The sequence below is a fragment of the Abyssisolibacter fermentans genome (assembly GCF_001559865.1).
In the GTDB taxonomy this organism is placed as follows: domain Bacteria; phylum Bacillota; class Clostridia; order Tissierellales; family MCWD3; genus Abyssisolibacter; species Abyssisolibacter fermentans.
In genome coordinates this window covers 17097-32129 of sequence record NZ_LOHE01000028.1, presented here as the reverse complement: position 1 = coordinate 32129, position 15033 = coordinate 17097, and the positions used below count along the sequence as shown (strand labels likewise).

Genomic DNA, 15033 nt, shown 5'->3' with positions numbered 1-15033 from the left:
TGATTATAAAAAGGAAATACATATTTTTCATAGAAATAATAAATGTAAATATTGAAAATAGTAGGAAAATTCAAAGGAGGTATAAATGTAGAATATGAACGATATCAAATTAAAAAGAATAGTAACTGCTTTGGTAGCTATAGTAGCAATACAGTTGTTTGCATTAACAACACCATATGATTCATCTAGTTTTTTAGTAAACAACAATGAAGCTTTTGCGAAAAACACTAAAGCAGTTATCAAGAATAGTAAGCCTTTTTCGAGTATGAAAGTTGGAAATAAAATAAAATTTGGAGGAATGGAGTGGTATGTGTATAATCCGCAAAATGGTGGAATAGTTTTAAGTCATAATGATGGAGATAGAGCATGGAATTATGCAAATAATGATTACAAATATAGTTTAATAAGGAGATATCTCAATAAAGGTTTTTTAAATAAAATTCCTAAAGAAGATCAAGCTTTGATACAAGATTGGACATGGAACTGTGGTTTTAAGGATAATGAGGATGATAAGCAAGTATCAGATAAGGTAGGGTTATTAACATATGAAGAAATAGATACTTTTATTGATGAACTAGATAATCTATTAAAACTTGGAGAAGATTCAAAAAAGTATGGTAAATACTATTATGGATGGTTGATTACATTAAGAAATATGTATGAATATGGGCTTGGTTTTTGTAATGATAAAGTTAAAGCTTTTGTATGGAATAATCGTTATGAAAAATATTATTCTGAGGATACAGAAGTTGAAACAAAACAAGAAGTTCGTCCAGTAATTCATTTAAATGAAGGATTATTTATAACTAAGGATGGCACAGTTTTTTCTAAAGATATTAGCATTAATGAAGAACATAATATGGTGATAGATAATGGAATTATCAAGCTATCTGCTTTTGGAGGAAGCGGTAGCTATGAATATAGCATAGATAATGGTATGAGTTGGAGTGAATCAAATGAATTTACTAGATTAAAAGAAGGAATATACACAGTCAAAGCAAGGGATAAAGTAGACAAAAACAAAGAGTCTAATATAAGGACTGTAGAGCTTAAAAAAGCAAAGCTTTATTCAGTTCTTAAATTTAAAGATGCAGTATTTTTTGCAGATAAACAGTGGATAGTATTAAATCCATCAAATGGATTATTAATGATGAGTGAAAACGATGGTAACAGGCAGTGGGATAAAAATTGGTCGAGTGATTATGAAAACAGCTCAGTACGAAAGTATCTAAATAAAGAATTTTCAAATAAAATTTCTCAAAAAGATCAATTGTTGATACAGGATTGGAGATGGAATTGTGGCGAGGATAAATTTGTAACCGATAAAATAGGTTTACTAAGTAAGAGTGAATATGACATGTATAGTGAAGATTTATTATCAAAGTATGGAATAAATAAATTTAATTGGTGGTTGATTAATCCTGATCTAGCGATATGTGAGGATGAGGATTCAAAATACCCTGAAGTAAATGAGTATCCTTCTGGATTAAAATTAGGAGTTCGTCCTGTAATACATATTAGACGAGATTTGTATGTAACTGAAGACAGAGAAATCGTTTTTGATGATAGGAATTTGATAGCACAGATAGAAAGTGCAGATATATATTTATACAGTAAAGATGAAGAAAATGGATTAATAAATAAAATGATTTTAAAAATAGGGGATAAAGAAAAATATCTTAATTGGGAAAATGTATCAAATAGAGCATATGTACCAGAGCTTATCCTAGTTGATATAGATGATGATAAAACTTATGAATTCGTTATTACATTATATAAGAATAACAAATTTGGTGTTATTGAAAAAGAGGTTCATGTGATTAATATTAAGACTTTAGATGAAATAGATACTACAAATTGAATATTCAATAAAATTGAAAAGGATAAGTATAGAAGCATTTAAAATGTATAAATCTAATGGAGGTAAATATGAAAAGATATAGTGCAGTTAAGAAAATAACAATGTTAATAGCTGGAATTATTGTTTTGCAGTTATTTGCAACTCCAATGCATTATAATATGTTTGGCGAATTTTCAATAAATAATAAAGCATGTGCAAAGGATAATAAAGCAGAAACAAAAGAGTATAAGCATCTTAGTGATGTAAAAATAGGTGATGACATAACATTCGGTGAAAAACGATGGTATAAAATAGGTTATGAAACATATGTTTTAAGCTATAACGATGGAGATAGACCATGGAATTATACTAATAATGAATATAAGTATAGTTTAATAAGATGGTACCTTAATCATAATTTTTTAAATAAGATATCTAAAGAGGATCAATCATTAATTGAAGATAGTGGATGGAAATGTGGTAAGGGTAATGATGAATATAGTAAGGAAGTTATAGATAAGGTAGGATTATTAACATATAAATGCCTTAGTACACTTCAAGAAACTATAATGAGTGAATCATATTTAGAGTGTGCAAACAAGTATTACTGGGGATGGACTATGACTCCAATTGGAAATGGTTCAGAAAAAGAAGTTTCAAGCTTAAATAGAAGACGGTGTGGATGCTTTCTTTATTTTGGTGAAACTGTTAGTAAAAAATTAAATGTTCGACCTGTTATACATTTAAATAGTGATTTATGTATATCAGAAGATGGAAGTGTTTTTTTTGAAAACATCACTATTTTAGAAGAACATAGTTTTGTAAGTGATGGAACGATCAAAATATTCGCTTATGGAGGAAGCAATAATTATGAATACAGTATAGATAGAGGTTTGACATGGCACGATTCATATGAATTTACTGGATTAAAAGAAGATACTTATTATGTTATGGCAAGAGACAAATATGATTTAAATAAAGTATCAGATTATAGAACAGTTTACCTTAGAAAAGCAAAGTCGTTTTCTACACTTAAATTTGGAGATGCTGTATTTTTTGCTGGCAGGCAGTGGATTGTATTAAATCCATCAAATGGATTGTTAATTATGAGTGAAAATGATGGTAATAGACAGTGGGATAAAAATTCATGCGAAGATTATGAAAATAGTTCAATAAGAAAGTATTTAAATGAAGATTTTTTAAACAAGATTCCAGAAAAAGAAAGAGCATTAATACAGGACTGGACTTGGAACTGTGGTGAAAAATATAAAGAAGAAGAAAAGACAGTGAGAGACAAAATAGGACTCTTGAGCAAAAGTGAGTTTGATAAATATAATGATTTTTTTTCACAAAATGTTACATTATTTGATTGGTGGTTAATTAATTCAAAAGGTTTAAATGCAGATGTTGATATATGTTATTATATAGGAGTAACATCTCAATCAGGAGTCCGACCAGCAATACATATAAGAAAGGATGTTTTTATTACAGATGATAGAGAAATAGTGTTTGATGATAGAAATTTGATATCACAAATTGATATTGCAGATGTATATCTATACTATAAAAATGAAGAAGATGGATTATTAAAAGACATGATATTAAAGATTGGCGATAAAGAGAGAGTATTTAATTGGACCAATGTATCAGGCACTGCTCCAAAGCTTATAATAGCTGATTTAAACATGGATAAAACAGATGAATTGATAGTGATATTAGCAAAAGCAAATGAAGTTATAGATCATAGTAGGGAAATACATGTTATTAACATTAATACTTTAGAGGAAATAAAAGTTACAAATGTATTAGAAGTTATACATAAAATGAAAATTAATAGTTTCAATGGGTGCTTTGACATACAATAAGATAAATATATGTTACTTGCAAGTTAATAAAATGAATATTACAATAAAAATGTAATTAAATTACAATTTTATATAAGCAGTACAAAATTTAGGATACAAATTTGAGTTGATAAAGTTGGATAATGAGATGAAAAACATGCTTTCAAAACTGCTTGAGGGGCAATCAAGACTTGAGAAAAAAGTAAATGACAATTCTACTAAACTTGAATTTATAGAAAATAAGATAGATATAATTGCAGAAATATAAACTTCACATAAAGAGCAGTATGAAAAACTACTTCACAGTATGCATATGCTAATAAAAAATAAAACTGATGTAATTGAAACAGCTGTAAAGAATATTTCAAAAGATGCTAAAGAAATAAAAGAAAGTGTAGAAGTTCTGAAAAATATAACAGGTAGGCATGAGGTAGACATTAATATATTGAAACGTAGGACAGTTTAAATTTTACGTACTAAATATTAAGACCATTTACTATAATAAATGGTTATTTTTTTATCTCTACAAAACCAAAAATTAACACATAAATACATATATAAAAACAATAGCTATATATTTTAAATAATACACTTTTATTAAATATTATGAAAAAGATGTTGCAAAATTATTACAAAAACGATATAATATATACAAGAAATAACAAAATTACAAAAATAATAATATAATTAAACAATATATTATTATTGTAAATTGTTGTTTATAATACATATAGGGGGTTTTAGGATGAAAAAAGTGTGTGCAATTATTTTAATGATGTTATTAGTTATTTCTTCATTTTCGGTTTATGCTAGTTCACCAGATTCTTTTCTAAGGCCATTAAATTCTTCGTTAAAAAGTGAAGATATTTACATAGGCATACCTTATGATGAGAATTCTACAGCAGGATATGAAATTAAAACAGACAGCAATGGTAATAAATACAAGCAGAGAATAAGGCATATTAAACGTACATCTACTGACCTTACTTTAGTACAATCAGAGTTTTTATTAAGCTTATATCCTGGACAAACAAAAACAGTAACAGAAACTCATACTGATACAAGAAGCACTTCTGTACAGTGGAGTACAACTACCAGTACATCAGCTAGTTTTAAGGCGGTTAATAGTTCGGTTAATACATCAGTAAGTACAACGCTTGCAACGAATAATGCAAGTAGTTCATCTTATTCTATTTCAAAAGGTACTTCTTACGCATTCCCAGTAGGAGCACCAGCTGATGCAAGGTATTGTAACATATATTCAGGTTTTTGCCATGATATATATGAAGTTGTTATAGACTATGTGCCTTATAAAACTTATGACAAAAAAACAAAAGTTACTGATATAATCGTAACTAGTCCTGCAGTTCCTGATGGATTAAGTTATGAGTTTGATATCTCTGTTTGGTTAGCAGATGGTAGGTTCTTACAATATCACACTTTCTGTGCTCCTCATCATTACAATGATGACTATTATAAAATACCAGAAGTTATGCGTGAATTATTACCGTTTGAAGATGGTTACTATCATGAAATTACAAGTGGATATGATTTTAGCAGTAGAGAAGAATTTTATGGTACAATAAAAAAACCTATTCCATATGAAAGACATGTATACATTTATTAAATATAAATATTAAAGTAGGTATTAGGGAAACTTCTTACAAACAAAATTTGTAAGAAGTTTTTTTTGACTTTTGCTAAAAAAATTTCATTTGTAGAAAATTTTCATACATAATTTATTAATTTAAACACCTTGTAAGTATTATTAAAAAAAGATATACTTTTAGTATCTAGGTAGAACATAGACATTATTTGGTTAATAATATATAATAGGTTAATATATATACGGGAGTTGATTGTTTGAAAGTATCAGATATAAAAGAAGTATTATTGAATAGAGATTTTTGTGGAGAAGTTTTACTTGATGAACCAATGAAAAAACATACATATTTTAGGATTGGTGGGAATGCAGATGTGCTAGTCTTACCTAAGAAGATAGAAGATGTAATTTTAGTTTTAAAAGTATGTAATGAGTTAGGGATTGAGTTTTGCATAGTTGGAAATGGAACAAATTTATTAGTTACAGATAAAGGGATAAGAGGAGTAGTTATAAAGCTTGCTGAAAATATTAGTGATATTAAAGTAAATGGTAATAATATAAAAGTCCAGTGTGGAGCATTGCTATCAACAGTAGCTAAAATAGCGCTTAAAAGCTCACTTACCGGCATGGAAGGCGGAAGTGGTATACCAGGATCTATAGGTGGAGCTGTAGCTATGAATGCAGGTGCATATGGATTTGAGATGAGTCAAATAGTAACAAAAGTAAAATGTGTTGATAATAAAGGGAATTTATATATATATAATAATGATGAATTGAATTTTGGGTATAGAAATAGTAAGGCTCAAGATGATAATTTAATAGTTTTAGAAGTAGAACTTGAATTAGAAAAAGGTAATTATGAAGAAATAAAAGTATACATGGATGAGTTAACAGTAAAAAGAACTACTAAGCAGCCACTTCATTTACCAAGTGCAGGAAGCACATTTAAAAGACCTGAGGGCGATTATGCATCAAGATTAATACAAGAAGCAGGATTAAAAGGAATGAGATTTAAAGATGCCCAAGTTTCAGATAAACATTGTGGATTTATAGTAAATTTAGGTAATGCAACAGCAGAAGATGTAATGAATCTCATAAAAATAGTTCAAAAAACTGTTAATGATAAATTTGGAGTAATGCTTGAAACAGAAGTCAAAATAATAGGAGAATTGTAATATGAAGATATTTGCTGATTACCATACACATACAATATACAGTCATGGTAAAGGTACTATTGAAGATAATGTTAAAAGTGCAATTAGTAAAGGATTAAGCAGAATCGCTATTTGTGACCATGGACCGGGGCATATTGGATTTGGACTAGATAAGAGTAAACTTAAGCAGATGAGGAAAGAAATAGATGAATATAATAAAAAATATCAAGAAATAGAAATCTTATTAGGGGTAGAATCTAATATTGTGAGTTATAATGGTGACATTGATATAGATGATGAAATGATTAATTATTTTGACATAATAGCAGTTGGTTTTCACTATGGAGTTTTAATGAATAATATAAAAGATAATTATAGAGTATTTATATTAAATACATTTGCGAAGACTTTTAAAGGGATAAATGAAAAAATGAAACAGCTAAATACAAAAGCACTTTTAATGGCTATGGATAAATATCCTATAGATTTCATAACGCATCCGGGAGCAAAACTTGATGTTGACATAGACCTTTTAGCAAAAGGAGCAGCTGAAAAGAAAGTAGCTCTTGAAATTAATTCTAAACATGGACATTTAACTGTCGAAAATATTAAAAAGGCTGCAAAATATGATGTTAAATTTGTTTTAGGCAGTGATGCACATCATCCCAGTAGAGTAGGAAATTTTGATGAATCAGTAAAAAGGGTGATTGCAGCAAATTTGGATGTTGATAAGATAATAAATGCTAGAAAGACTGACTAAGGAGTGATTAAATGCAATTTGTTATAATAACAGGACTATCAGGAGCTGGGAAAAGTCAAGCTATGAAGATAATGGAGGATATAGGGTATTATTGTATGGACAACCTACCTCCATCATTAATACCTAAGTTTATTGATTTATATATACAATCAAAAGACAGAATAAAAGAAGTAGCATTAGTTGTAGATATAAGAGGTGGCAAATTTTTCAACGATTTATTCGAGAATCTGGATGAATTAAAAGCAGATGGTTACGAATATAAAATATTGTTTTTGGACTGTGACGATAGTGTTTTAGTTCATAGGTATAAAGAGCTTAGAAGACCACACCCATTAAATCCTCAGGGCAGCATTATAGAAGGTATTAACAAAGAAAGAAATTTACTTGAAGAAGTCAAAAAGAAATCAGACTATATTATAAATACTAGTAATTTTACAACGGGCATGTTAAAAGAAGAAATAAAGAAATTGTTTTTAGAAGGAAAAGAAGTAGATAATTTTATTGTATCAATTTCATCATTTGGGTATAAGTACGGAATTGTTATCGATGCAGATTTGGTATTTGATGTAAGATTTTTACCTAATCCACATTACGTAGATGAATTGCGTCCAATGACAGGTAATGATCAAAAAGTGAAAGACTATGTAATGAAGTGGAATGAGACAAAGGTATTCGTTGATAAACTTACAGATATGATAGATTTTCTAATACCTTTTTATATAAAAGAAGGAAAGATGCAATTGATGATAGCTATAGGGTGTACTGGTGGCAAGCATAGATCTGTTACAATTGCTAATTATTTGTACGAATATCTAAAAAGTAATGGTCATAAAGTAGCAATAAACCATAGAGACAGCTATAAAAGAAAGGCTTAAGTATTAGTTTAAGGCATATGAAAAAAATAAACAAGTCAAATTACGAAGTGATTTTGATTATTTTCTAGGCACTTAATTACGCGCATACTGACTGTATGTAAGTGATTGAGTAACAACGAAAATATTCAAAAGAACGAGTAAAATGATTAGTTTATTTTTTGAATATGCCTAATATAGGGAGGAATTTAACATGCAAGAACAGCCTAAGATAGTTGTAATAGGTGGTGGTACAGGTCTTTCGGTATTGTTGAGAGGGTTAAAAAATTATACTAAAAACATAACTGCAATAGTTACCGTAGCTGATGATGGTGGTAGTTCAGGAATTTTAAGAGAAGATTTAGGAATGTTAGCACCCGGGGATATTAGGAGTTGTTTATTAGCATTAGCAAACACAGAACCAATGATGGAAAAGCTATTACAATATAGATTTACAGAAGGTAATTTAAAGAATCAAAGCTTTGGTAACCTTTTTATAGCAGCAATGAATGGAATATGCGGAAACTTTGAATTAGCTATCAAAGAAATGAATAACGTTTTAGCAGTAACAGGGAAAGTTCTGCCAATGACATTAGAAGATGTTAGACTAAAAGCACGTTTAAATAATGATGTTATAATAAAAGGAGAATCATATATACCTGAGTACTGCATGGAAAATGAAGTATATATTGAGCAGATGTATATAGAGCCTGAGATATGCAAGCCATCTGAGGAAGCTATAACAGCAATACATGATGCAGATATTGTAGTACTTGGACCGGGAAGTCTTTTTACAAGTATTATACCCAATTTGCTAATCGAAGGGATAACAAAGGCAATAGATAAATCTAAAGCAAAATGTGTTTATATCTCAAATGTAATGACACAACCTGGTGAAACAGATAATTATACAGTAACAAAGCATGTTAAAGGTATTTTAAATCATTCTCAATTTAATATTATTGATTACGTAATAGCTAACTCTGAGAATATACCGAATCAAGTATTATTAAAATACTATAAAAAGGACGGAGCTAAGCCTGTAATACTAACAGAAAAAGATAATGAACAATTAAAAGATTTGGGTATAACACTAATTCAAGATTATTTGGTTGATATAAAGAAGAATTATATTAGGCATGATGCTGATAAGTTAAGTAAATTAATATTAAGTTTGTTAAAAAACTATTAAATTTATAAAAAAAGTATGGTTTATTATATAGTTAAAGAAATTTTATATACTAAAGGCTAAAAATTTAGACAAAGATGCGATGAGTTTCGCATTTTTGTTTATTTAAGAAGAAAAAACATATAATAGTTAGTTGCAAAGCAAAATTTAAATATAATATGTACATAACATTAACTATTTTAGCTTATAAGTTGTGGGCGAGGGATCCATCTCATAATCTTTGACGGCTGGGCAAGAGCCCGTTTTGAAATGAATAAGAAGCTCACTACTCACTGCGTTCCTAGCAGTAAGTGATTCACTCAAAATCGTAGATTTTGGTTCTTTACTTAAGAGCGATGAAGAAACAAACTCTTGAAGGCACGCTTTCAAAGAAACATGAGATGGTTTCCTAGTAACTATATTGGTATTTTTACAACTGTTTTATGGGGGAAAAACTGGGTTGCTTCATAGCTGTAAACATTGAATTTATGTATAGTGTAGAGTTTTGCAATTAACTAAAATATATATAACAAGGGGGTAAAAAATGCATAAATTATTAAAAGAACTTAGCGAAAATGTAATAAAAGATAACAACATGTTAGAAGAAAGTGTTAGGATTTTAGAAAAATATGAGAAACATATAGTAGCTGAACATGTAAAACAAGTAGGTTTGAAAGCTAAAGAATTAGCTATTGTTTTTGGGGTTGATGAAAATAAAGCTGAGATAGCAGGTTTTTTTCATGACATAAGTGCAGTTATTCCTAATAACAAGAAAATAGAAGTTGCAGAATCGTTGAATATGAAAATATTTAATGAAGAAAGAGAACTTCCAAATTTAATTCACCAGAGGCTTTCAAAAGAAATTGCTAATTTAATGTTTGCAGTAAAAGACAAAGAAATATTAGATGCAATATCATGTCATACGACATTAAAAGCTAATCCAACAAAATTAGATATGGTAGTATTTATAGCAGATAAAATAATGTGGGATCAAAGTGGAACACCGCCTTATATAAAAGAAGTCAAGGAAGGTTTAGATGAATCATTAGAACAAGGAGTACATGTGTTTATTAATTATTTATACAAAACTGCAAACATAATTCATCCTTTACTTGAAGATGCACATGATTTTTTTAATGAAAAACAATCAAAATTTTAGAAAACATGACATATAGTTGTTCACTTTTGTTTGTTATCATAAGATATAACAAATAAGGGAGGATAATAATATGAATTATGAAATAATAACTTTAGAAGAGAAAAAAATTGTAGGTATATCAAAAAAAATTATTAATAATGGAGAAGCAGTAAAAGACATAGCTGAAATGTGGAATCAATTTAATGTTAAAAATATTTACAATGAAATATTAGATAAAGCAGTACCAAATGTTATGGGAATTTACTATGATTATGAAGGAGATTATACAAAGCCTTATAATTTCATGATTGGCTGTGAAGTAAAGAAATCAGATAGTTTAAATGAAGAGATGTCACAAATAATAATACCATCTGGCAAATATGCAAAATTCACAGTAAGAGGGAATGTTCAAAAAGCTGTTGGAGAAGGCTGGATGAAAATTTGGAATATGAACTTAGATAGAGCTTACACATATGATTTTGAATTATACCGTAATAATTCAGAGGATATGAGTGATATGATTGTAGATATATTTATTGCATTGAAATAAACCAAAAACAAAGGTTATGACTAATTTTATGTCATAACCTTTATAGATTATTGATTTTCTATTTTTTCTAAGATATATGCTATGCAAAGCTTTGTAGTATTTTCTAAAGAAATCACATGAGTTCTTTCAAATGAATGAGAAGCATCAACACCTGGTCCAATTAACCCATGCTTAAATCTTCCACCTGCTCTCACAGCAGCACTCGCATCTGAGCCATAATGAGGATAAATGTCTACCTTATAATCTATATTGTTGTCTTGTGCAAGCTTGATTAATCTATTCCTAAGTCCAAAATCATAAGGACCGCTCGAGTCTTTTGCACAGATAGTAACATTGTATTCATCTGAAGCTTGGCCATCTCCTAAAGCTGCCATATCAACAGCAACAAATTCCTTAGTATTTTCAGGGACAGAACCCGCTGCACCATGACCTACTTCTTCATAATTACTTATAAAGAAATTTACTGTATGAGGAATAGAAATTTTGTTATTAATTAAATATTTGCAAGTTCCTAAGATAGCAGCAATACCAGCTTTATCATCAAGGTGTCTTGATTTTACAAATCCACTATCAGTTATTTTAACTCTAGGATCAAAATAAATGAAATCACCTACATTTATACCAAGCTTCTTAACATCTTCTTCATTTTTTACTATTTCATCTAATCTAATTTCCATATTTTCTTCATTTCTTTCAGTACTACCAGTTTTTTCACCGTAAACATGAGTAGAAGCTGTTTTAATTAATATAGTTCCTGTATATTGCTTATTATTAATAGTGTTAATTGTTATATATTCTCCTTCAACAGAGTTAAAAGCATATCCACCAATTTTAGTAAATTTTATTCTGCCATTAGATTTTATTTCCTTAACCATACCACCTAATGTATCTACATGACCTGACAAAGTTTTTTGATAATCATTATCCTTACCCTTAATAGTAGCAACCAGTGCACCTTTTATAGTCTTGTATGTATCAATTCCCATGTTGTCAAATTCCTTTTTAACTAAATCTATTGCTTTGACTGTATCTCCTGTAGGACTAGGTGTATTTAGTAATTTCTCCATAAAATTTAATATATATTCATTATCAAATCTCATTAAAAAACACTTCCTTCGTAAATGATTTTATATAGTATAATTAGCCTATACTAATAATATATAGTATATATTATTATTAAAACTATGGCAATAAATCCAATAATGTATTATAATTAACTTTAACATATTTGATTAATAATAAGTTGAAAGAAAGATGATAATATGTTAAATTAATAATGTGTACTCTTTTTTAGAATATATTTTTCTTAATTGTTTTAATAATACAATGTTAGAGAAATAATATACATTATGTTAGAGAATTAATAATTATGAATAATGTTGGTTAGGAGAAGATGCAAATGTCATTTTCGTCAAAGACAAAAAATGAAATAGCGAGAATACCTTTGAGTAAAAAATGTTGTCAGATTGCTGAAATAGCAGGTTTTGTAAGAATGAGTGGTAGTATAAGTTTAAGTGGCTTTAAAAAGATTAATTTAAAACTATCTACTGAAAATGCTGCCGTTGCTCGAAGATTATTTATAATACTTAAAACTCTTTTTAATTCTCATACAGAGGTTATGGTAAGAAAAAATAAACAACTTAAAAAGAATAACAATTATTTAATAGTGGTTGATGATGAAGTTATTGCAAAGAATATTTTGATACAAACAGGGATTGTAGATAAAGATTGCAGTAACTTATTTGACATAAATTATAATGTACCTAAAAAAATTATACATAATGATTGCTGTAAAAGAGCATATATTAGAGGAGTTTTTTTAGGTGGAGGTTCTTTAAGTGATCCGGAAAAAACTTATCATTTAGAATTTGTAACTCGCAATGAAAAACACGCAAAAGATTTGCTACAAATAATGAACTTATATGACTTGAATTCAAAAATAGTTATACGTAAAGAAAATTATGTAGTATACATAAAAGAATCTGAAAAAATCGTTGATCTGTTAAATATTATAGGAGCACATACTGCGCTTCTTAATTTAGAAAATATTCGAGTGTTTAAAGACGTTAGAAATAATGTTAATAGGATTATTAATTGTGAAACAGCAAATTTAAATAAAACTATTGAAGCTGCGTTAAGGCAAGTTAATAATATTGAATATATACAAAATACAATTGGCATTGAAAATCTTCCGGAAAACTTAATTGAGATAGCTCAGTTGAGATTACAAAATAAGGATGCTACTTTAGTTGAGCTTGGGAAAATGTTAACATTGCCGATTGGGAAATCAGGTGTAAATCATCGACTAAGAAGAATTGAAAGAATAGCAGATAAATTAAGGAGAGAGGTGAAAAAATGAAATCAGCAAATATAGTTGTAAAGAATAAAGTAGGTTTACACGCTAGACCAGCTGCTTTGTTTGTACAAAGAGCAAGTAAGTTTTTAAGTGATATATATATAAAAAGAGATAATAAGGAAATAAATGGTAAAAGCATTATGGGTATTATGGCTTTAGGAGTTTCATATGGTGACGAAATTACCATAATAGCTAGTGGTGATGATGAAAATGAAGCTATTGATACATTAGTTGATTTTTTAAATAATGTTGATGATGAGTAGGTATGTATTTATTCCAAATATTAAATTATGATTATTTATTAAATTAATATAAAAATTATAGAGGATTTCAATATTTATCTATAGAAATTTAATAAGTATGAATGGTTTTACTCATATGAATTGTGTTCCAACAATTTGAAAAAATTAGAGGTAACTTACATGAGATTATTAACGGTTAATAAAATCAAAGAAGATATGGTTTGTGCTAAAACGGTTTTCACTGCTAATGGTACAATACTAATAAACAAAGGAACAAAGATAAAATACAATTACATTGAAAGATTATTAAAGCATGGTATAAAGAGAATATATATAGAGAATGATTTAATAGGGGATATAGAAATAGATGATATAATAAAAGATGAAGCTATACAAAAAGCTATTAGTATAGTGGATTCAACTATGAACAATATATCATACTATCAGGAAATAGATATAGAGCAAATAAGAAGTGTTTTAAATACAATAATAAAAGATTTGTTTGATAATAACAATCTAATCGTACAAATTATGGAAATAAGGGCTATAAATGAATACACCCTAGAACATTGTGTAAAAGTTGCAGTACTATCTTTATTAACAGGATTAACTTTAGGATATAGCAAAGATGAACTTATGGATTTAGGAACAGGAGCTATATTACATGATGTTGGGAAAGCTTTAATTCCTAAAGAAATTATAAATAAACCTTCACAACTAACTAAAAAAGAGTATGATATAATCAAAGAACATACAAACCTTGGATATAAAGCTATAAGAAGGCAAAATTGTGTTAATGATAAAGTATGCGAAATAATACTCTTGCACCATGAAAGGTATGATGGGAAAGGATATCCTACAGGTTTAAAAGGAGATGAAATACCTGAATATGTGAAGATTGTATCTATAGCAGATGTATATGATGCTCTTACTACAGATAGAGTATATAGAAAAAGAGTTGAAGTTAGCATGGCTATTGAATATCTAATGTCCATGGGTGGTATACAGTTTGATTATACTCTAGTTAGAAAATTTATAAAGAATATTGCACTATATCCTATTGGTAAAGGAATAATACTCAATACAAAAGAAAAAGGTTTTGTAGTTAATAATTTTAAGAATTTTCCAACAAGACCTGTAGTGAAAATAGTATATGATTCAGATGGTAAAAAATTAAGTGAACCTTATGAAATTAATCTTATCAATAGTAATACCATAACTATTGTAGCAACATTTAATGATGTGTAATGATAGTAATCAAAGAGAATTAAAGTATATTAAAAATACTTAATTCTCTTTTTTATAATAAAAAATTCTGCAACAAAAGCTCAAAAAATTGTTAAAATAACTAGGGTAAACCTTTGAGGGAAGTGTTACTCAATGTTTTTGTGTTGAAGCCATACAAGACATTTTTTTTACTCGGAGATGCCTATATTTTTCTGATTATATAAAGATGAAAAAATATAGGCATCAATGTCGTGGTCAAAAAATGTCATGTAGCTTCTATAGGATATAATGGTTAATTTC

Annotated in this window: 15 protein-coding genes; 14 read left to right on the top strand and 1 reads right to left on the bottom strand. The window is 28.3% G+C overall.

Annotated features, from left to right (window positions below; all coding sequences use genetic code 11):
- The first annotated feature begins 94 nt into the window (after positions 1–94).
- The 11 genes from AYC61_RS01730 (at position 95) to AYC61_RS01690 (ending at position 10908) form a co-directional block, all read left to right on the top strand.
- A complete protein-coding gene (locus AYC61_RS01730; RefSeq protein WP_066495912.1) occupies positions 95–1861 on the top strand; it encodes a DUF6273 domain-containing protein in 1767 nt (588 codons plus the stop codon).
- A gap of 68 nt (positions 1862–1929) precedes the next feature.
- Entirely contained in the window at positions 1930–3705 is a 1776-nt protein-coding gene (locus AYC61_RS01725; RefSeq protein WP_066495908.1) for a DUF6273 domain-containing protein, read from the top strand.
- Positions 3706–3820: 115 nt separating this feature from the next.
- Positions 3821–3952, top strand: coding sequence for a hypothetical protein (locus AYC61_RS21945; RefSeq protein ID WP_275935206.1), 132 nt, complete (start codon positions 3821–3823; stop codon positions 3950–3952).
- A 45-nt stretch (positions 3953–3997) separates the two neighbouring features.
- Positions 3998–4150 (top strand): hypothetical protein, encoded by a 153-nt coding sequence (locus AYC61_RS20915; protein ID WP_156456297.1) that lies wholly within the window; start codon positions 3998–4000, stop codon positions 4148–4150.
- Positions 4151–4429: 279 nt separating this feature from the next.
- Positions 4430–5311 (top strand): hypothetical protein, encoded by an 882-nt coding sequence (locus AYC61_RS01720; protein WP_066495906.1) that lies wholly within the window; start codon positions 4430–4432, stop codon positions 5309–5311.
- Positions 5312–5547: 236 nt separating this feature from the next.
- Entirely contained in the window at positions 5548–6462 is a 915-nt protein-coding gene (gene murB, locus AYC61_RS01715; RefSeq protein ID WP_066495905.1) for a UDP-N-acetylmuramate dehydrogenase, read from the top strand.
- Between the two features lies 1 nt (position 6463).
- Positions 6464–7201 (top strand): PHP domain-containing protein, encoded by a 738-nt coding sequence (locus AYC61_RS01710; RefSeq protein WP_066495902.1) that lies wholly within the window; start codon positions 6464–6466, stop codon positions 7199–7201.
- A gap of 11 nt (positions 7202–7212) precedes the next feature.
- The gene (gene rapZ / locus AYC61_RS01705; RefSeq protein WP_066495899.1) at positions 7213–8076 is read left to right on the top strand and encodes an RNase adapter RapZ; all 864 of its coding nucleotides are present in this window, start codon (positions 7213–7215) and stop codon (positions 8074–8076) included.
- Positions 8077–8266: 190 nt separating this feature from the next.
- Positions 8267–9244, top strand: a complete 978-nt coding sequence (locus AYC61_RS01700; protein ID WP_082759732.1) for a gluconeogenesis factor YvcK family protein — start codon at positions 8267–8269, stop codon at positions 9242–9244.
- 520 nt (positions 9245–9764) lie between these two features.
- Positions 9765–10379, top strand: coding sequence for a bis(5'-nucleosyl)-tetraphosphatase (symmetrical) YqeK (gene yqeK, locus AYC61_RS01695; protein WP_082759731.1), 615 nt, complete (start codon positions 9765–9767; stop codon positions 10377–10379).
- Positions 10380–10449: 70 nt separating this feature from the next.
- Positions 10450–10908: a GyrI-like domain-containing protein gene (locus AYC61_RS01690; protein WP_066495895.1), complete on the top strand. Its 459-nt coding sequence runs from the start codon at positions 10450–10452 to the stop codon at positions 10906–10908.
- A gap of 47 nt (positions 10909–10955) precedes the next feature.
- On the opposite strand, the gene AYC61_RS01685 is transcribed toward AYC61_RS01690, so the two are convergent.
- Positions 10956–12008: a M42 family metallopeptidase gene (locus AYC61_RS01685; RefSeq protein ID WP_066495891.1), complete on the bottom strand. Its 1053-nt coding sequence runs from the start codon at positions 12006–12008 to the stop codon at positions 10956–10958.
- Between the two features lie 299 nt (positions 12009–12307).
- Here AYC61_RS01685 and whiA point away from each other — a divergent pair, with 299 nt between their 5' ends.
- The 3 genes from whiA to AYC61_RS01670 all read left to right on the top strand — a co-directional run bounded on the left by whiA (position 12308) and on the right by AYC61_RS01670 (position 14754).
- On the top strand, positions 12308–13267 hold the full coding sequence (gene whiA / locus AYC61_RS01680; protein ID WP_066495889.1) for a DNA-binding protein WhiA: 960 nt from the start codon (positions 12308–12310) through the stop codon (positions 13265–13267).
- Positions 13264–13527, top strand: coding sequence for an HPr family phosphocarrier protein (locus AYC61_RS01675; protein WP_066495888.1), 264 nt, complete (start codon positions 13264–13266; stop codon positions 13525–13527). Before whiA ends, AYC61_RS01675 begins: the two co-directional genes overlap by 4 nt.
- A gap of 159 nt (positions 13528–13686) precedes the next feature.
- Positions 13687–14754: an HD-GYP domain-containing protein gene (locus AYC61_RS01670; protein ID WP_066495886.1), complete on the top strand. Its 1068-nt coding sequence runs from the start codon at positions 13687–13689 to the stop codon at positions 14752–14754.
- The last annotated feature ends 279 nt before the right edge of the window (positions 14755–15033 follow it).